The organism is Flavobacterium sp. N2550, from assembly GCF_025947265.1.
Lineage (GTDB): Bacteria > Bacteroidota > Bacteroidia > Flavobacteriales > Flavobacteriaceae > Flavobacterium > Flavobacterium endophyticum.
Genome location: NZ_CP110007.1, coordinates 2,062,862 through 2,083,574, shown reverse-complemented (window position 1 = coordinate 2,083,574; position 20,713 = coordinate 2,062,862). Strand labels below are relative to the sequence as shown.

Genomic DNA, 20,713 nt, shown 5'->3' with positions numbered 1-20,713 from the left:
TAATAATAATTCAATGAAAAAGTTAAAACAAATCGTTTAAATTTGAATTCTATCAGCTTTTAACACTGCAAACTAAAACGTTTTCGACAAAACACTAGCGTATTTTACCTCATAAATTTCGATACGCTGACGAATTATTAACGAGACGTTCACACTACAAATCATTAAAATGATTATTTTTGTAGTCATAAAGGTACTATTTATACTGCATTCAGAAGAGTAAAACCATTTTTCACTTCCCACAAGCGATGCAACTTTACGCAATGGATGTAAAATATACCAAAAACAAGGAGTCTGTCGTCTGATAGTGCTCCTTTTTTATTTGACTTGTCTTTCTTCAATTATCCTTCATTTTAAATTTAAGAAGAACTATCTACAATTATTTACTTATTTAATTATTGAGATGGCAATTATTATTCGTTAAATTTAAACAAATCGCAAATTATTTTTTGGTCAACCAATTTTAATTCTATACTTTAGCCACACTTATTTATTCCTTTCGTATATGAAACGCATACTTTCCCTCCTATTTATAGCTATCAGTACTACTCTTTCTGCTAAAGCTACATTGCCTAAATTCTTTTCTGACCATATGGTGCTGCAGCGGGATGCTCCTATAACGATTTATGGATGGGCTGATCCTGGTAAAACCGTAAAGGTCAGTTTCAAGAACCAAAACCTTGAAAGTAAAACCAATGCTAATGGTGAGTGGAGTCTTACTTTTTCGTCGCAAGCGGCAGGCGGACCTTTTGAAATGGTAATTTCTGAAGACAATAAAATAACTTTTAAGGATGTATATATAGGTGATGTGTGGTTCTGCTCCGGACAGTCTAACATGGGCTGGAAACTGGAAGATGCCCTAAACGGGAAAGAAGAGCTTTCTAATGCATCGCATGAAAAGATTAAATTGCTACAAGTGTCGAGAACGATGGCCGGAATACCGCAAAAAGATATTGAAAAGGGACAATGGGAAACGAGCTCTCCTGAAAGTGCCAAAGGTTTTTCTGCCGTGGCTTATTTTTTCGGAAGGGAATTGTTCCAAAAATACAATGTGCCGATCGGCCTGATTAATTCGTCTTGGGGCGGTACCAATATTGAGGCTTGGATGAGCGAGGACTTGATGGGAAAGCATACGGCTGCCCAAAAAGTAATTGCCGAGATGAAAGGCATCAACTTTCAAGAGGTCATGAAGAGTTATAAAAAGGAATTCACGGCTTGGGAGAAAAAAGCAGACGAACTGGATTTGGGCACAAAAGAAAAATGGCACAATAAAGATTACAATACGTCGTCTTGGAAAACGATAACCTTGCCTGTGTATTGGAGCAAAGCGAAGGTTACTCCTAACGATGGCGTCATCTGGGTAACGCGAAATTTCGAGCTGACAGCAAAAGATTTGGCCAAAGACGAAATGACCTTAGCTATCGGACGTGTCGATAATGAAGACATTACGTATATCAACGGCATAAAAGTGGGTGAAAGCACACAGAAGGATTTGGATCGTTTTTATAAAGTTCCGAAAAGCGTGCTGGTTGCAGGGAAAAACGTGATTACTATCCGCGTAAAAAACACAGGCGATATTGGCGGTTTCCGTGGCGATGCACAATCGTTATACCTTGAAACGGCATCACAGCGACTTTCTTTGGCCGGCGAATGGAAATATGAGGCTGGCACAAAAGATATCGAAGAAGTTCCTGTGAGACAGCATCCGACAAAATATCCGACTTCTTTGTATAATGGAATGGTCGCTCCTTTTTTTGGCCTAAAAATCAAGGGAATCATCTGGTACCAAGCTGAAGCGAATTCTAAAAACGCGAAAGAATACGCCGGAATGTTTAAGGATATGATTACGGACTGGAGAAAGAAATGGAATGCAGACTATCCTTTTATATATGCACAGCTTCCTAATTATGCCAACCAAAACAACCGCTGGATAACATTGCGCGAATCACAAAGCAAGGCGCTGGAATTGAAGAATACCGGAATGGCTGTATTGATTGATGTAGGCGAAGACGACAACATCCACCCTATCCACAAGCAGGTTGTTGGCAAACGAATGGCGCTGATTGCTTCAAACGTAGCGTATGGCGAGAAGGATGTTCCGGCATCGGCTCCTGTTTTTGACAGTTTTAAGATTGACGGAAATTCAGTTACCGTCACTTTCAAAAACGGAACTTTTGCGCCTGAAACGGCAAAGGCCAACATCAATGGCTTTATGGTTGCGGGAAGCGACAAAAAATTCTATCCTGCGAATGCTTATTTACAAAGCGACATGAAAACCATAAAGCTCAGCAGCGATAAGGTTTCGTCTCCAAAAGATGTCCGCTATTTGTGGGAAGACGCTCCTGGAAAAATCATGCTTTATAATAAAGAAGGACTGGCAACGCCCCCTTTTAGAACCGATAGTTTTTAATTAGTTGATTTAGTTTAGTTATTTTTATTTCGCAAAAGATAGCTTACAGGAGAAATCTTGTAAGCTATTTTTATTTTAGAGAAAACCTTTTGTCGCGTTAATGAAATAAGGCGAATCGTTCCATTGGATCTTACGATAGCTGAAGTCTTTCTTCAAGGTTTCTGGAAGGCAGTCCCAAATGCTCTTGCTCATTTTTTCGAGCAGCAGTTTTTTGGAAAAGGTATCCGAAACGACCAAGCTGATTTCGCGTATGGGCTTTGGTTCTTTGAACGGCTTGAAGAGCTGCTTTTCTTTTTCATTCAATATGGAAAGTTCGGGTATGATGGCAAAGCCTAATTGTGCCCTTACTAGGTTTTTCAGCGTTTCAATAGAACTAATATCATACGAGAATTGTTCGCTAATCTTCCTGTCTTCTTTAAGACCGCATATATCGAGAAGCTGTGCATTGTAGCAGTATTCATTTTGCAACAACAACAATTCTGGCTTGTCACTGGCTTGCAGTTCGTAAAAATCTTCTTGGGCTAAGGGATGATTTTCGTTGAGATAAGCTACGAAAGGTTCGTTGAAGACATGGTGTTCTTTTAAATTTGGATTTCCGGTCGGACTGGCCATTAATGCAACATCTAGAGCGCCTGTTTCGATATCGTGCATGAGATGGCCTGTAGAGGCTTCCTTGATGACAAATTGCATCTTTGGCGCCGCTTCTTTCATGGACTTTATGAATAGCGGAATTAGATAAGGCGAAAGCGTAGAAATGACTCCTAATTTGATTTCTCCTTCAAGTATGTTTTTTTCATTGACAACAAAATCTCTGATTTCATTTACTTCTCTAAGTATTTTTTTCGCTCTCGAAATAATCTTAGCGCCCAAAACGGTCGGCGTCAACGGAACTTTTGTGCGGTCAAAAATCTTGATTCCTATTTCTTCTTCCAGATTTTTTAATTGTATGGTAAGTCCTGGCTGGGTTACCATACAGACTTCTGCTGCCCTAGCAAAATGGCGTTCTTCGTCTAAGGCTACGATGTATTTTAATTGCTGAATTGTCATACATTATAATTTTATTTTATAAAGGTAAAAAATTATCAATTTGATTTATAACCAAACCCGCAATAAATTTGTCCTATCAAAAATCAACAACTAATAAATAAACAATTTAAAATCAAACATTATGAAATTTACAAGAAAAGCAAACGCACAATGGCAAGGTACAGGAATGGAAGGAAAAGGAACCATCAGTACACAAAGTACCACTTTAGACAAGGCACAATTATCTTTTAAAACCCGATTCGCAGAAGGTGTTGGAACCAACCCTGAAGAATTAATAGCAGCAGCACATTCTGGTTGCTTCACTATGCAATTGAGCTTCTTGTTAAGCGAACTAAACTATGTACCGACTGATTTAAGCACAGAAGCCGTACTTACTTTTGAAGACGGAACGATTACCAAAATGCATTTGGAACTAAAAGGTGATGTTCCTGGAATCACCAACGAAGAATTCCAAAATACTGCCTTGAAAGCCAAACAAATCTGTCCGGTATCAAAAGTATTAAATGCCGAAATCACCTTGACCGCTACGCTGGCATAATCAAAAAGTTATTTTTCTAAACAAAAAAACCGTGCCTTAACAGCACGGTTTTTTAATTTTAAAACTATTTTAGAACATTACATGGCTGTAATAATGAACTCACTTCTGCGGTTTAGCTGGTGTTCTTGTTCAGAGCATTCCACACCGTCGGCGCATTTGTTAACCAATTGCGTTTCGCCATAGCCTTTTCCAGTTACTCTTTCTTTGGCAATTCCGTCTTGAATCATCCAAGCGATAGTAGATTTTGCTCTTCTATCAGAAAGTTTTTCATTGTATTTGTGCGTCTGGCGGCTGTCGGTATGTGAACGGACATCTACTTTCATGTTTGGATATTGCTTCATGACATCAACGATTTTAGCCAAATCGATGGCTGCGTCTGGACGGATGTCTGATTTGTCCAAGTCGAAATAGATGATCTTGATTCCGAACGTCTTTGCCAAATCGGTTCCAACCGTAATTTGTTTTACCGGCTTGTCCAATTCGATAGAAAGATCGGTTTCTCCAGATTCTTTCGGGATAATTGCTTTCAATTCCGTTGGCGTATAATCTTTGCTTTCTGCTTTTACGTAATACGCATTGCCGCATTCTACATCAAAACTATACTTTCCTTCGTGGTCAGCATAAATCGTCTTGATGACCTTGAAAGAAGCATCAGACAATGTCACACGAGCATTGGCAATCGGAAGTCCAGATTCTCTATCCGTAATTTTTCCTGATAATAACTGCTCGCATTTCAGCTGTCTTGTTTCTTGGAATTTATAGATATCATCATAGCCTTTTCCGCCATCTCTGTTGGAAGAGAAAAATCCAAAGCGGGTCTTGGTATCAATGATAAAGGCAAAGTCGTCTTTCGGTCCGTTAACCGGAGCGCCTACGTTTTTGATTTCGCCATAACTTCCGTCTTTGTTGATTTGAGTAACAAAAACATCCAATCCGCCTAATCCCAATTGTCCGTCCGAAGCAAAATACAATTCGCCTTCTTCTGTAATGTATGGGAAGGTTTCGCGGCCTTCGGTATTGATCTTGTTTCCTAGGTTTTCTGGCGTGCCGAAAGTTCCATCGGCATTAATCGCTACCTTAAACAAATCCGACTGGCCTAATGTTCCTGGCATATCTGACGCAAAATACAACGTCTTTTCATCAATGCTTAAAGCCGGATGCGCTGTGCTGTAATTGTCGCTTGTAAACGGAAGCTCGGTAATGTTGGTCCATTTTCCGTTTTCAAGAACGCCTTTGTAGATTTTCAAAAGCGTTGCCTTGTCACTGTTCTTGCCTCTTTTACCTTTGTTGTAATTGTTTCTGGTAAAATAAACGGTCTTTCCATCTTTTGTAAAAACCGGCGTCGCTTCGTTGAATTTCGAATTTAGAGACGTATTGAATTTTTCAGGTTCCAGCATATTTCCATCCGAACTGATCTCAGAGGCATACAGCTTCGTAAACGACTGATTGGTCCATTGGTGCTTTCTGTTGAAGATGCCTCCCGTGTCTCTTGCCGAAGCAAAAACTAATTTGTTGTCGTAAAAAGCAGTTCCGTAATCGGAATATTCTGAATTGATCCCGATGTTTTCTACCTTATATCGTCCAGAATTCGCCTTGATATCTTCGAGATAATCCTTATGCTTCGTATACAATTGCGCTCTTAAATCGTCAGCGTTCTTTTGGTTGAACTGCGACAGCATCTCATTGGCTTTTGCATAATCGCCAACCGATTTCAAAGTCTGCGAATAACGGTAATAGTATTCTGCATCGACAGGCTGGTTCATCGCAAAAAGCTCCGCATACCATTTATTGGCCTTGTCTAATTCGGCATTGAAATAGTACGCATTTCCAAGCTTCTGGAATAAATCAACCGACTTGTATCCTTTTTCAGCAACTCGCTCATAGGTCTTGATCGCATCTACATAGGCAAATTCTTCGTATTTTTTATCTGCAGATGCAAGTTTGGCTTCTTGTGCCTGGGCCGTCATTAAAGCAAAAACCGCCAAGGCTGTATATAAATGTTTTTTCATAATTACTGCTTTTAGAAGAATCTTGGAGATGTTACTTTATTGAATTTGTTGAACAGCTCGAAACGTAGGAATACCTCATGCGAGCCTGAATTGTAGTTGGAAAGCTTAGTCGTCTCCAAATCATATCCATAGCCGATAAAAAGTCCGTCAGTTACTTGAAAACCAGCCATTGCACTTACGGCGGCATCCCATCTCCAAGCCACGCCAAGCGTCAGCTTGTCATTGAAAAGGAAATTTCCTGAAAGATCGGTCTGAAGCGGCGCTCCGTTTATGGCTTTCACCAAAAAGGCAGGCTTGAATTTGATGCTTGCGCTCAAGTCAAAAACATAACCTCCAATCAAGTAGAAATTCATTCTTTCTTGGTTTACGGAAACAGAATTATCATCGTATCGGTGCGTTTCGAAAAAGTTTGGTACCGAAAGTCCCAAATACATCTTATCGGAATGAAGATACGCTCCCGCCCCTATGTTTGGCGTGAAGTTATTATTCAGGTCCTGAAAGCGAGGATCTCCTTGGTCGGCAGGATTCAATTTATTGATATCCAGATTAAAAAGATTCGCAGTAGCCTTGATTCCGAAAGACAGCTTGAATGTTTCTGATGTCTTTACCGTATAGGAGATGTCTGCAGAAATTGCATTCTCATCTGTCGGTCCTATCCTGTCGTTGACAAAAGAAAGTCCCATTCCTATATTGGTACCGTTAATCGGCGAGTTGATCGAAACAGCGTTGGTCACGGGTGCTCCATCCAAACCAACCCATTGCGTTCTGTGAAGTCCAAAGATGCTGAAAACGCCTCTTGAACCTGCATAGGCTGGGTTAATATTGATGGTATTGTACATGTATTGCGTGTATTGCGCATCCTGCTGGGCAAAGGTGGTTGCGGTTGCAAGAATCCAGACGAAAAGTATGATTATTTTTTTCATTGATTTATTTTGTTTATTCTGGGAACCATTACGGTTCCCAGAAATTTAACTTTATCTGCTTAAATATAAATAGCCGCTTTTCTCACTAACAGAACCGTCTGGTTTTTTATATTTCAAGAAATAGAAATACGTACCGTCTGGCAATCCTTCAGATTTGTTCACTGTAACTCTTCCTTCAGAATAGCCTCTGAAAGCCTTGTCGTTGTTGTTATAGCCGTTTGCTTCATAGACTAGAACTCCCCAGCGGTTGAAAATCTCTACTTTGTTATCTGGATAGCATTCTAAGCCACCGATGTATAAAATCTCGTTGTCTCCGTCATTGTTTGGCGAAACCGCATTAAATACATTGATCGTACAGCCGTCAATTTCGATAACCGTCGGGTTATTTCCTGTATTGTCGGTGTTATCTGAAGCATCGGTAGCTTCTTCTCCAAGAGGACTTCTACCGGTTGCAATAGCTTGGTTCGAAACACTTCCTGCATTGATATCCGCTTGCGTAATAGCATACGTTGCCGTAAATGTAGTGCTGTCGCTTTGTCCTACTGCTAAAGTAATAGGGCCTCCGCTTACCACAACTCCAGGAAGCGGATCGTTGATAGTCACATCGCTCAAGCTCACGTTTCCTGTATTGGTCACTGTGAAATTATACGTGATCGTTTCTCCAGCTTCTGCAATTCCGTTATTGTTCTCATCATTAAATATCGCAGTCTTGATCAAGGCAATACCTGGATTCTGTTCTAGAATCGTAACAGTACAATCTGGACAAGTCGGCTCATACAATGGATCATCCGTACCTACTGGCGAAGGATCTTGCGATTCATCGTCTATCGGGTTTCCGTTAGGGTCAGTTCCTTCAGCCAATGCTAAATTATACACAGCCCCTAATTCAATATCCGCCTGCGTTATCGTATACGTTGCTGTGAAGGTAGTACTATCCGAAGCTTGTGGCGCTAAAGAAGCCAATGGTCCGCCTGAAACTGTAACAATTGGGTCGGTTACCATAATATTGGTGATGGTAACGTTTCCTGTATTGGTTACTGTAAAGTCGTATTCGATAACATCTCCCGCATTCACGATACCGTCATTATTAGCATCTTGATACGTTCCTTCTTTCCACAATTGGAAACTTGGATTCTGAGGCAAGGTCGTTACCGTTGGATCATCATTGCCTGGCAATGTAGGATCGTTGCTGTCAGACAAATCAGTAATTGGCTGTCCGACAATCGGAGTAGCGCTAACCAAAGCCTGGTTGTTTACAAATCCAGCATCTACATCGGCTTGCGTAAAGGTATAGATAGCAGTAAATGTAGTGTTGTCTGTTGCTCCTGCATTTAGCACTGCAAGAGGACCGCCGGTTACTGCCACTAATGGATCCGTTACCGTGATGTTCGTCAATTGCATGCTTCCTGTATTTACGACAGAGAAATTATACGTGATCGTCTCTCCTACTTGCGCAAAACCATCGCCGTTGGCATCATTGAAAGTTCCAGTCTTGGTAATTTCAATCGATGGCACTTGCACTACAATTGTTACTGTAGCTGTATCGCAATTCGTCGGATTTAAAACTTCACAGATGCTATATTGCAAAGTGTAAGTTCCTGCCGGTGTTCCTGCTACTACAGAGATTGTTCCATCAGCATTCAATGTCAATGGCGCATCTGCAGTTATAGTAGTCAAAGTTACTTCCGAAGGAATCACTGCAACGCCGTTTAAAGTGTCATTTGAAAAGACATTTCCAGCGTTTACTTGTCCTTCGTTACCATTTACAACCGCAGCACTTAAGTCGTCGTTTACGGCATCAATCGGAGCCGGATTAACTACTATGGTTACTGTTGCCGTTTCACAGTTCGTAGGGTTTAATATTTCGCACAACTGGTATATGATAGTGTAAGTTCCCGCAGGTGTCTGTGGGTCTACGCTTACCGTTCCTGTTGCAGGGTCTAGCTCAACACCTGGGTTTGAAGACGGTGTCGTTACCGTAACCACCACTTCAGACGGGATTACCGGAACTCCGTTCAAGGTATCGTTATCCAATACGTTTACAACGTCTGGGTCGCCAGTATAGCCGTTTACCGGATCAGGCGTGTCGTTTACTGCATCAATTGGTGCTTCTTCAACAACTATAGTTACTGTTGCAGTCTCACAATTTGTTGGGTTTAATATTTCGCACAATTGGTACACGATAGTGTAGGTACCCGCAGGAGTCTGAGGATCTACGCTTACCGTTCCTGTTGCAGGGTCTAATTCTACGCCTGGGTTCGAAGACGGTGTCGTTACTGTAATCACTACTTCAGACGGGATTACCGGAACGCCGTTCAACGTATCGTTGTCTAAGACATTCACTACATCTGGGTCACCCGTGTAGCCGTTTACCGGAGTTGGGTTATCGTTCACTGCATCGATTGGTGCTGGGTTAACCACTATAGTTACCGTTGCAGTCTCGCAGTTGGTAGGGTTCAATATCTCGCACAATTGGTACACGATAGTGTAAGTACCTGCAGGAGTCTGAGGATCTACACTTACCGTTCCTGTTGCAGGGTCTAATTCTACGCCTGGGTTAGAAGACGGTGTCGTTACCGTAATCACTACATCAGAAGGGATTACCGGAACGCCGTTCAACGTATCGTTGTCCAATACATTTACAACGTCTGGGTCGCCCGTATATCCGTTTACAGGAGCTGGGTTGTCATTTACCGCATCAATCGGAGCTGCTTCCACCACAACCGTTACGGTTGCCGAGTCGCAGTTCGTAGGATTCAATATCTCGCACAATTGGTAGACGATAGTGTAAGTTCCCGCAGGTGTCTGTGGGTCTACGCTTACCGTTCCTGTTGCTGGGTCCAATTCAACGCCTGGGTTTGAAGCTGGTGTCGTTACCGTAACCACTACTTCAGACGGGATTACCGGAACCCCATTCAACGTATCATTGTCTAACACATTGACTACGTCTGTATCGCCCGTGTAGCCGTTTACCGGAGCTGGAGTATCGTTCACCGCATCGATTGGCGCTGCTCCAACCACAACTGTTACAGTTGCCGAGTCGCAGTTCGTCGGGTTCAATATCTCGCACAATTGGTACACGATAGTGTAGGTTCCCGCAGGTGTCTGTGGGTCTACGCTTACCGTTCCTGTTGCCGGGTCCAATTCAACGCCTGGGTTTGAAGCTGGTGTCGTTACCGTAACCACTACTTCAGACGGGATTACCGGAACGCCATTCAATGTATCGTTGTCTAATACGTTGACTACGTCTGTATCGCCTGTGTAGCCGTTTACCGGAGCAGGAGTATCATTCACTGCATCAATCGGAGCCGCTCCTACTACAACCGTTACGGTTGCCGAGTCGCAGTTCGTAGGGTTCAATATCTCGCACAATTGGTATACGATAGTGTAAGTACCTGCAGGTGTCTGTGGGTCTACGCTTACCGTTCCTGTTGCTGGGTCCAATTCAACGCCTGGATTAGAAGCTGGTGTCGTTACCGTAACCACTACTTCAGAAGGAATTACCGGAACGCCATTCAAGGTATCGTTGTCTAATACATTGACTACATCCGTATCGCCAGCATACCCATTCACTGGTGTTGCTGGAGTATCATTTACCGCATCAATCGGAGCTGCTCCCACTACAACAGTTATGGTTGCTGTATCACAATTGGTCGGGTTTAGTATTTCACAGATCGTATAATCAAAAGTATAACTTCCTGCTGCTGTGCCAGCCAGCACATCTACTGCTCCCGTAGTCGTATTGAATGTTATTCCTGCCGGAACACTTCCAGGGACTACGCTAATAGTTACTTGGCTAGGTAGTACTGCTACTCCGTTCAACAGGTCATTTGTAAGTACATTTGGAATGGCATTACCTCCTGCATAACCATTTACTGGAGTTGCATTGGTATCGTTAAAAGCTTCTATTTCTGCTGCTTCCACTACAACTGTAACTGTTGCCGAATCACAATTTGTCGGGTTCAGCACCTCACATAGTTGGTAGATAATCGTATAACTTCCCGCAGGTGTCTGTGGGTCTACGCTTACCGTCCCCGTTGCTGGGTCTAATTCAACGCCTGGATTCGAAGCCGGTGTTGTTACCGTAACTACTATTTCAGACGGAATTACCGGAACGCCGTTCAACGTATCGTTGTCTAACACGTTGACTACATCTGTATCGCCCGTATAGCCGTTTACTGGAGCCGGAGTATCGTTCACCGCATTAATCGGCGCCCCTTCTACTACAACCGTAACCGTTGCCGTATCACAGTTCGTAGGGTTCAGTACCTCGCATAACTGATAGATGATCGTATAAGTACCCGCAGGTGTCTGAGGGTCTACGCTTACTGTTCCCGTTGCTGGATTCAATTCAACGCCTGGGTTTGAAGCTGGTGTCGTTACCGTAACCGCTACTTCAGACGGAAGTACCGGAACGCCGTTCAAGGTGTCATTAGTCAGTACGTTTACTACATCTGTATCGCCTGTGTAGCCGTTTACAGGAGTAGGATTGTCATTTACTGCATTGATTGGTGCTGCAGCTACGTTTACCGTAACCGTTGCCGTATCGCAGTTTGTAGGATTTAATATTTCACAAATCGTATAATCAAATGTGTAGGTTCCTGCCGGAGTTTCTGCATCGACCGTAACCGCGCCTGTTGCCGTATTAAAGGCAAGCCCTGCCGGAACTGCTCCCGGAAGCACTGAAATAGTTACCGCACTTGGAACAACTGCCACGCCGTTAAGCGTATCATTTGTAAGTACGTTTGGTATTGCTGTTCCTCCTGCATAACCGTTTACTGGCGTTGCAGTCGTGTCATTATTGGCTACGATTGGCGCTGCTGCCACGTTTACCGTAACCGTTGCCGTGTCGCAATTTGTTGGGTTTAACACTTCACAGATAGTATAATCGAAAGTATAGGTTCCTGCCGGAGTTCCTGCATTGACCGTAACCGCGCCTGTTGCCGTATTGAAAGCAAGCCCTGCTGGAACTGCTCCCGGAAGTACCGAAATGTTTACCGCACCTGGAACAACTGCCACGCCGTTCAGCGTATCATTAGTAAGCACGTTTGGTATAGCTGTCCCTCCTGCAAGTCCATTGACTGGCGTTGCCGTAGTATCGTTATTCGCTACAATAGGAGCCGCTGCCACGTTTACCGTAACCGTTGCCGTATCGCAGTTCGTTGGGTTGATAACCTCACAAATCGTATAGTCGAAAGTATAAGTTCCTGCCGGAGTTCCTCCATTGACCGTAACCGCACCCGTTGCCGTATTAAAGGCAAGCCCTGCCGGAACTGCTCCCGGAAGCACCGAAATGTTTACCGCATCTGGAACAACTGCCACGCCGTTCAGCGTATCATTTGTAAGTACGTTTGGTATAGCCGTTCCTCCTGCAAATCCATTGACTGGCGTTGCAGTAGTGTCATTATTGGCTACGATTGGCGCTGCTGCCACGTTTACCGTAACCGTTGCCGTATCGCAGTTCGTTGGGTTGATGGTCTCACAGATCGTATAGTCGAAAGTGTAGGTTCCTGACGGAGTTCCTGCATTGACAGTAACTGCGCCTGTTGCCGTATTGAAAGCAAGCCCTGCCGGAACTGCTCCCGGAAGCACTGAAATGTTTACTGCACCTGCAGCGATTGCTGCACCGTTCAGCGTGTCGTTGCCAAGCACATTCGCTATAGCGGTGCCTCCTGCAAGTCCGTTGACTGGCGTTACAGTAGTATCATTATTGGCTACAATAGGAGCCGCTGCCACATTTACCGTAACCGTTGCCGTATCGCAGTTGGTCGGGTTGATGGTCTCGCAAATCGTATAATCGAAAGTATAGGTTCCTGCAGGAGTTCCTGCATTGACCGTAACTGCGCCCGTTGCTGTATTGAAAGCAAGTCCTGCCGGAACTGCTCCCGGAAGTACTGAAATGTTTACTGTGCCTGCAGCGATTGCTGCACCGTTCAGCGAGTCATTGCCAAGCACATTTGCTATAGCGGTGCCTCCTGCAAGTCCGTTAACTGGCGTTACAGTAGTATCATTGTCTGCTACGATTACATTATTAGGTGTTGTCGTTACAGAATCTGTATTATCAGTCGTATCAGGATCGTTTTCGTCTCCGTCAACCGAAGCTGTATTCGTATAGTTTCCTGTTGCGTTTACCGTTGCCGTGATTACCAATGTCTGGCTGGCACCGTTGGCCAAGCTGCCAATTGTCCAGATTCCTGTAACTGGAACATAGTTAGCCCCTGCCGTATGAGAAACATAAGCATATCCTGTAGGAAGCTGGTCTGTTACAATAACATTTGTCGCGTTCGCTGTTCCGTTATTTGTAACAAGCAAGGTGAACTCTACTTGATCTCCTACGTTTGGCGTAGTATCATTTACAGTCTTGCTGATCTGCAAGTTGGCATCAGGATCTGGTGCTACTGTTATCTCGTCTGTATTGTCGCCTGGCACCGGATCTGTTTCTGTTCCCGTTGCTGTTGCTACGTTCGTATAATTTCCTGTAGCATTTACAGTTGCTGTAACGGTCATAGTCTGGGTGGTACCATTAGCAATAGTACCCACATTCCAGATTCCCGTACCAGAATTGTAAGCGCCTGCCGTAACTGTTGCAGAAACAAATGCAAAACCAGTCGGCATCAAATCTGCTACTGTAACTCCAGTAGCAGCATTCGGTCCGTTATTCGTAACAGCTATCGTAAAGGTTACTTGCTGCCCTACTGTCGGAACCGTAGCGTTTGCTGTCTTCACAACCCTAAGATCTGCTATAGCTGCAACGTTCAAATTATTATAAGCGATGTTGTTACAATTCTCAACAGCTGTTCCGTTTAGACACTCTAAATGCGGGTCTGTCGGAGGCGTAGTACCTGGATTCGTCGCATCGATATCAGTCACGTCAGCCGGACGGATAATCGAAGCTTCTACATTTAAAGGCAATCCTGCCAAAGAGGATCCTACTGTTCCTGTAATCGTGAATACGATTTCAGAACCGTTTGTCATATTAAGGTCTGCAATATAATTGCCCGTAACCGGATCAACTGTTCCGGTAACAACTACTACAGTTCCTTGGCTGTTTACGTAAGTAACGCCCGTTATCGTGAATCCGGCTGGAACAATAAATGCAAAGCCGGCTCCAGTTACGTCGCTAGGTCCGTTATTTTTTACGACAACTTGATAGTTCATCGTTTGTCCGATGCTGATAGTTGTCGTTGATGGCGTGATGCTTTCTACTTCCAAGTCGGCAGAAGCAACAATGATATCTAATGTCTTTATGATGACTTCGCCGGGAACAAAACTCCACGTATCCAATGATTTTTCGTTTCCAAAGCTCGAACCTCCATCTCCTGTATTTCCAGAGCCGGAACTTCCTGAGCTATTTCTTCCCCATCTGTGTCCGTTGCTGTTACTTGAAATACCAGCATTTCCTGAAGCTGTCGGGTTTGATACCGTATTTACATTTCCTCCAGTAACATTCGAATCGTCCCAATACACCAAGTCTCTGTTCGGAGTAAATAAAGCATAGCTTTCATTCAGCTGCTCGATTATGATACCTCCCGGATTGATTTCCATGTCGATAAAAGGGAAATGCACCTCGGCACCAAAAAGCTGTACCCTGATCTCTCCGATATTGGTATTCGGCGCCAGTACATTGCCTGCTCCGTCTCTTCCATCCCATAAAATAGTATTTGTTCCCGGAGAACAGTTTCCTGTAATGGTTCTGGTCGGGAAATCTCCGATTATTTCAATCCTGAACGTTCCGGCTAGGTTGGAATCAAAACCGATATAGGCTCCTTTGTTCCCCGAAAGGTTAGGCGTTCCTTCTACACCTGTATAGGTCAGGTTAGTGGCTGTAGGCGTTATCACCGCATTCTTAAGCCATGTTGTAGTGCTTGATGACGTACTTACTGCTTGTATCGCGTTAGCAGGCAAGTCCGCTGCAGGATCTGTATAAAATATCTTATGGGTCACATTATTGGCATCATCTTGGCTTCTAGGATCGTGAACCCTAAAATCAGCGCTTGAAGGACTTGAAATATTCAAACTCTTATAAGATGGTCCTCCTGTGGTATCTAAAAATCCTTTATTGTTTACAAAAAAAGTAAAACCTACTCCGTTAGAGCCATTATTGGTTACCCTGTAGGCAACTCCATCTCGTGTTAAAACGACAAATTTGCCATAAAAGGCTTTTGCTGATGAAAACACTGTTCCTTGTATGTGCAAGTTGAAAACGTTAGAATATACTCTTCCGGAAATCCAAGCCGAGTTAGCCGCATTCCTTACCGATACGTCCCAAGCCGCTATTAGTTCCGTATTGTTTCCTTGCGTCCAGGCAGCATCTGCAGCGGTATCGGTAACTGAAGGCGTAGAGCTGCTGGTTTCAGAGCCCGAAGGCAAAAATTCTACTTTCCAGATTCCGGCCTGTCCCGCACCTACGGTAACAGTATACGGAAGGTATCGGTTACCTCCTGCTCCCTGTCCCGGATATTGAGGTCCGGCCAGCTCGCCATTACGGTTCGGTATCTGTCCTGTTGCGGTTGCAGTAGTAAGATACTCTGATCCATTTGGAGCAATCAGCCTGATTCGGCCATTCCCTATATTCTGGGCACTCGATGCAGCAGCAATAGTCTCTCCAACATTGGCATACACATAGTGCGTCCCCAAGGTCTTGAACGGCCAAGAGTTGATTGTAGTTCCTCCTGCCGTATAGCTATTGCTGTACAGAAAAGCACGGTTCCCAGTAACTCCCGAAGGATAAAGATCTTTACTCCCGTCTGCATATAGGGACGAAAAGCCGGCAATAGTCAGAAGGAAACTCAGTAAAAAAACTTTCTTGATTCTTACGGCAGTATCCCTAAACATGACGCTCACCTGTCGGTAGGGCAAGAATCTGCCTTGACAACTGTAGTTTTTGTTCATCGTTATAATTTTAATTATTTATTTGAAAATGAGGGGAAAACGGTTTAATGGTGGTATCGTTTTATAAGCAATCAGCTTAGAAGAGCATAATTTTTACGCATACACGAATGGATTTGGTTAATAAATAGGTTCAAAGGCAAGCCAGATTGCTAGAGCAACCATGACCGTGCAAATTTCCTTAGTATGAACCGTAGGCGTTGTAGATAATAAATACAGCATTTGTAGAATAAATTCTACAAGCCTTGATATCGTTTTAGGCTAGTCTCTAATGGACAGGCCTGATAAAAGTGATGAAGTAAATAATCCCTGCCATGCAGGCACCTGCAAATGGAGAGAGCCAGACAATTACTGCATCCAACATTTCGTGCTTTCTAAAAAGCAGCAGCTCTCCTGCTGTCATGGCCGGATTCAATGGATAGCTGGTAATCGACAGGTTGACAAAGTTGGCAATACCTATGGCTATTGCCATAAAAGTTGCCATATAGAGCCTGCCTTTCTGCAAATACGTCAGGCCTAAAAAAAGTAGCAATACAATAAACATCATTACGCTCTGGCATACCGACGAAAGCATCAGGCTTTCGGGATGATACGGGACAACAGGTTTAGAAAACAGCAAGATAGAATCATTCCTATTATCCGAAAACAAGAAAAAAACAAGCAGTGTAGCCAAGAGACCGCTTATGATATGGGTGCATATATAGACAACCAGCTTGCTAAAACCGATCCGGTTCGCGATAAAAAACCCGACCGAAATGGCAGGATTAAAATGTGATCCCGACACGGAATACAGAAAAAAAGTAGCCAAAAAGGTAATGCCTCCGATAGAAAGGCAGGCCAGGATCTGGTTCAAAAAAGCATCCTGAAACCCTACTACAGCCGAAGCCGCAAGAGCAGAAAATGTCAGCAGAAAAGTTCCTGCAAATTCTGCCAAAAGGCTCCTGAGCTGTATCGTATGGATCGTATTTTTATGCCTATCGGCAAAAGCAGTCAAACGCATATACTCTAAAAATAATATGCAAGGGAAAGAAACCCTCTCCCTTGCATGAAGTAATCAAAACCAATAAAATTAATAGGGCCAAATCTTTTACTAAATTCCACATTGGCTGTCGAAAAAATTGTGGCTCATATCACTATTCTTTGTAGAATTAATTCTACAAAGAAAGCCCGCGTTTCTCATCCTTATCTTCGTAATATTGGACACTGAACTGCCCCGTTCAGATTAAGATATTATTATGCCACAGATTAATATCTGGTAACGATGCGTTTTCCCAAGCACTTTTTATACATATATCTTATCTCGCTCTTTAGCTCTTCTCCTTTATTTTCACAGCAAGAAAATAGAGATTACGACCTTATATGGCATTCTGCCGACGATAACAGCCTGCCGCAAAATAGCGTAAAATCGATTATCAAAGACCGTTATGGGTTCTTGTGGCTTTCGACCGAAAACGGACTCGTGCGCTATGACGGAAACAAATTCAAGGTCTTTAACATCGAGAACCTCAAGGGACTGACCACAAACCGGATCAGCTATTTCAGAGGCACCGTAGCTACCGACAGTATTTATGTGCTCAGCGATTTTGCCGACTTGATCCTCATCCGAAAGAACAAGCCAGCTATAATTCCCGATAGCAAAATTCCAGAGTCTTTTCGCATCCAAAACCAACTGTTGAAGGGAAAAAGATATTTTATCCACAAAATCTACAAAACCGACAACAGCTACTTTAAGCTTGCTGATGGAACCATTACCGCTTTTACCAGAGACAGCAAGCGCCTTTGGGAAATCGCGCACGATCTCGATGCCACGTTCTTTATTTGCGACAACGTACTCTACTCTTATACGGCTAAAAATTTCGTGCGTTTTGAAAACGGGCGGGCCTATTTTACTACTATAGAAGGACTCCCGTCCTCAGGTTTTGAGCTGATTCCCAACCAGGTCGCGCAGCAGACCTTCTTTACTTTCAACAACACAGTCTACCTGCTCGAGAACCACCAAGGAAAGCTGCAGCTGAAGCCGCTCCTTACCCATTTTGACATCGCCAAGAACAATATCATTTCCTATTATTACGACTTCCAAAATGAGACTCTTTATCTCGGGAGCAGTACCAACGGATTGCTTATCGTCAAGAAGAAAAAATTCAAGAGCATCTTGGGCAACAACAAGAATGGCGTGTACTATGCCCAGATTCACTATGGCAAGAACAGCTTCCTGACTGCGTCAGGAGAAATATTCAGCGAGCAGGGAGCCCAGAAAAAACTCGTATTCAACATAGAGACCGACAATTATACGCTTCTCACCGACAAGCAGGGCAATATATGGACCAAAGACAATAATACGGTCTACCGACTAAATAAAAAGACTCATTTTTCGACCATCGACAAATGGTTTTTCGAAGACCGCGTCATCCAGCTGTTTGAAACCAAAAAAGGAGAAATGCTGGCCGGAACCGCCATTGTAGGATCGCCGGATGGCAAGCTCTTTATGCTAGACACTTCCAACCCAGCAAAAAAACCCAGCTTTAAGCTCTATATGGACCTGCCTTTCAATCCTACCTATATGGCAGAAATCGAAAGCAATATTATCTGGACAGGATCGCATCTGGGATTCCACCGGATTTTTCTAAAGGAGAAAAAGATAGAGAACATCAAAGAGATTTCGAATACCTATGTCCGCAGCATCTATATCGGTAAGCCTGACGAAATATGGGTAGCTACCTACGAAAAGGGATTCTTTCTTTACAACCAGTTTACCAAAAAGACCACCCACTTCCCTATCGACAAGAACCGCTACCTGCTCTCATCGCACTGCATGATCGAAGACCAGAACGGCTACTTGTGGATAACGACCAACAAGGGGCTCTTTCAGGTATCCAAAAAGAACCTTTTTGAATATTCGGAGCAAAAGACAAAACATGTCTACTACCAGTATTATGACAAGTCGGATGGATTTTATACCAACGAATTTAACGGCGGCTGCCAGCCTTGCGGCCTGCGGCTGGAAAACAATTCCATTTCATTTCCTTCCATGCGGGGTATTGTCCTCTTTTCCCCCGAAAAGATAAAACTGCTCCTGCCCGATAATGATATCTATTTCCAGGAAGCCGAAGTCGACAGCCGCTACCAAGAAATCGGCAACGATACGCTGCAGCTAAAAAATGATTTCGGAAGGCTCAGGCTGTTTATCAACAGTCCGTATTACGGAAATCCGAACAACCAGAATATCGAAATCAGGCTGCAGGGACCGATCTCCCAAAATTGGATTCCGCTTAAAGACAACGAGATTTCCTATACGTCGCTGCCGCACGGTACCTATTACCTTACGGCCCGAAAGCTTACCGGATTTAACTCCGGCTACAAATACAAGACGCTCACCATACTCGTGCCGCCTGCCTTCTATGAAACAATCTGGTTTAACATCCTCCTTGTGATCATCGGACTGCTGCTGGTATTCTATACCATAAAGATGAGAATCCGATACATCAGAAGAAAGAATATCCTTCTGGAGAAAAAAATTGCGGAGCAGACTTCCCAGCTCAGGAACACCATCAGCACGCTCAGAAAGACCAAGGAAAACCTCAGTGAAGAGATCATCAACCACAAAAAGCTTATCGGAACCATAACGCACGATATCAAAAGCCCGCTCCGTTTCTTGGCACTGACCGGAAAGCATGCCTACCAAAACATTAACGACACCGCTGCGATAGCCGAAGACCTGAAATCGATCTACACCTCATCGTTCCATCTCTTTAATTTTGTAGACAATCTTCTGGAATACACCAAGGTGAGCAAACAGGAAAATTCGTCAGACCCCTACAACCTATACGGTCTTGTAGAAGAAAAGATAAAAATATTCCTGAACATTGCGGCGTCCCAAAAAACGGAAATAACCAACAGGATTGACCGCAGCAGCATACTGACGACCAACAAGCTCTTGCTTTCTATTATCATCCACAACCTGCTGGATAATGCTGTCAAGAATACCTTAAATGGCAAGATTAGCTTTACTTCGGGAAGAAAAGGAGAAAACATCTTTATAAAAATCAAAGATACCGGAAAGGGAATACCTCCCGATGTAGTAGCATTCTATGCGAATACCAAAAGTACCAAAGCGTCAGAAAATGCCAGAAAAACAGGAATGGGACTACCCATGATTACCGAACTGCTGATTATCTTGAACGGCAGTATCGATATTGAAAGCACGCTCGGCAAAGGAACCGAAATCACTATCTGGCTGCAAGAAGAAAAAAGCAGCTAGTTATCGTAAATCTTCAGCATCTCGACCAGGCTGACTACATTATTGATGCGCAGCTTTTCGAAAATCCTATTCTTATAGGTGCTTACCGTTGTCATCTGGATGTTCAGCAGGTTGGCTATTTCCAAGTTCCCTTCCCCGCGAGCCAAAAGTCCGGCTACCTCGATTTCTCGATCCGACAGGCTTTCTAGAGGATTGATAGGAGTCTTGTGCAAGACATTCTCCAAGATCTTCTCTTTGACGGCAGCGCTGATGTATTTTCCGGTTTCCATGACCACCTGCACGGCGTTCACGATCTCGCTTTCTGAACTGTGCTTGTTCAAGAAGCCGTTGGCTCCGGCATGGATATAACGCAACGCATACTGCTCTTCGTCATAAGCCGAAAACATCAAGATCGTCAGGTCAGGGTGCGATTCCCTGATCTTTTCAATCATCTTGGTGCTGTTGCCACCCGGAAGGTTGATATCTAAAAACAATAAGTCAGGGGCATTTTCTTTCAGCTGTGACAATACAGAAGGAAAGCTTTCTGCATGGTCTACTGAAATCCCTTGAAAGGATTCCTTCAGTATTAAGGAAATTCCATGCCTGACAACGCTGTGGTCGTCAGCTAGTAGTATTTTTTTCAATTCGGTTACCATGGGG

At 43.6% G+C, this 20,713-nt stretch carries 9 protein-coding genes; 3 read left to right on the top strand and 6 right to left on the bottom strand.

The genetic code is table 11. The annotated features are described in order from the left end of the window. The first annotated feature begins 505 nt into the window (after positions 1 to 505). A complete protein-coding gene (locus OLM56_RS09175) occupies positions 506 to 2,410 on the top strand; it encodes a sialate O-acetylesterase (RefSeq protein WP_264526736.1) in 1,905 nt (634 codons plus the stop codon). A gap of 75 nt (positions 2,411 to 2,485) precedes the next feature. Here OLM56_RS09175 and OLM56_RS09170 read toward each other — a convergent pair whose 3' ends face one another. Then, a complete protein-coding gene (locus OLM56_RS09170) occupies positions 2,486 to 3,457 on the bottom strand; it encodes a hydrogen peroxide-inducible genes activator (protein WP_264526735.1) in 972 nt (323 codons plus the stop codon). 121 nt (positions 3,458 to 3,578) lie between these two features. Here OLM56_RS09170 and OLM56_RS09165 point away from each other — a divergent pair, with 121 nt between their 5' ends. After that, entirely contained in the window at positions 3,579 to 3,995 is a 417-nt protein-coding gene (locus tag OLM56_RS09165) for an OsmC family protein (protein ID WP_264526734.1), read from the top strand. 77 nt (positions 3,996 to 4,072) lie between these two features. Here OLM56_RS09165 and OLM56_RS09160 read toward each other — a convergent pair whose 3' ends face one another. From OLM56_RS09160 to OLM56_RS09145, 4 genes are all read right to left on the bottom strand, one after another. Beyond that, positions 4,073 to 6,004 (bottom strand): OmpA family protein, encoded by a 1,932-nt coding sequence (locus OLM56_RS09160; protein ID WP_264526733.1) that lies wholly within the window; start codon positions 6,002 to 6,004, stop codon positions 4,073 to 4,075. A gap of 11 nt (positions 6,005 to 6,015) precedes the next feature. After that, on the bottom strand, positions 6,016 to 6,927 hold the full coding sequence (locus OLM56_RS09155) for a type IX secretion system membrane protein PorP/SprF (protein ID WP_264526732.1): 912 nt from the start codon (positions 6,925 to 6,927) through the stop codon (positions 6,016 to 6,018). A gap of 51 nt (positions 6,928 to 6,978) precedes the next feature. After that, positions 6,979 to 15,819, bottom strand: a complete 8,841-nt coding sequence (locus tag OLM56_RS09150) for a gliding motility-associated C-terminal domain-containing protein (protein ID WP_264526731.1) — start codon at positions 15,817 to 15,819, stop codon at positions 6,979 to 6,981. A 265-nt stretch (positions 15,820 to 16,084) separates the two neighbouring features. Beyond that, entirely contained in the window at positions 16,085 to 16,816 is a 732-nt protein-coding gene (locus OLM56_RS09145; RefSeq protein WP_264526730.1) for an aquaporin, read from the bottom strand. 261 nt (positions 16,817 to 17,077) lie between these two features. On the opposite strand from OLM56_RS09145, the gene OLM56_RS09140 reads away from it, so the two are divergent. Beyond that, positions 17,078 to 20,074 (top strand): ATP-binding protein, encoded by a 2,997-nt coding sequence (locus OLM56_RS09140; protein WP_264526729.1) that lies wholly within the window; start codon positions 17,078 to 17,080, stop codon positions 20,072 to 20,074. Here the strand turns inward: OLM56_RS09140 and OLM56_RS09135 are convergent. After that, entirely contained in the window at positions 20,071 to 20,697 is a 627-nt protein-coding gene (locus tag OLM56_RS09135; protein WP_170148816.1) for a response regulator transcription factor, read from the bottom strand. The two genes, OLM56_RS09140 and OLM56_RS09135, sit on opposite strands and share 4 nt — an antisense overlap. Positions 20,698 to 20,713 lie beyond the last annotated feature (16 nt).

Coding starts and splice junctions, on each gene's coding strand:
- OLM56_RS09170 (WP_264526735.1), bottom strand. CDS start 3,457: ATGACAATTCAGCAATTAAAATACATCGTAGCCTTAGACGAAGAACGC.
- OLM56_RS09140 (WP_264526729.1), top strand. CDS start 17,078: ATGCGTTTTCCCAAGCACTTTTTATACATATATCTTATCTCGCTCTTT.
- OLM56_RS09145 (WP_264526730.1), bottom strand. CDS start 16,816: ATGCGTTTGACTGCTTTTGCCGATAGGCATAAAAATACGATCCATACG.
- OLM56_RS09175 (WP_264526736.1), top strand. CDS start 506: ATGAAACGCATACTTTCCCTCCTATTTATAGCTATCAGTACTACTCTT.
- OLM56_RS09165 (WP_264526734.1), top strand. CDS start 3,579: ATGAAATTTACAAGAAAAGCAAACGCACAATGGCAAGGTACAGGAATG.
- OLM56_RS09155 (WP_264526732.1), bottom strand. CDS start 6,927: ATGAAAAAAATAATCATACTTTTCGTCTGGATTCTTGCAACCGCAACC.
- OLM56_RS09160 (WP_264526733.1), bottom strand. CDS start 6,004: ATGAAAAAACATTTATATACAGCCTTGGCGGTTTTTGCTTTAATGACG.
- OLM56_RS09150 (WP_264526731.1), bottom strand. CDS start 15,819: ATGAACAAAAACTACAGTTGTCAAGGCAGATTCTTGCCCTACCGACAG.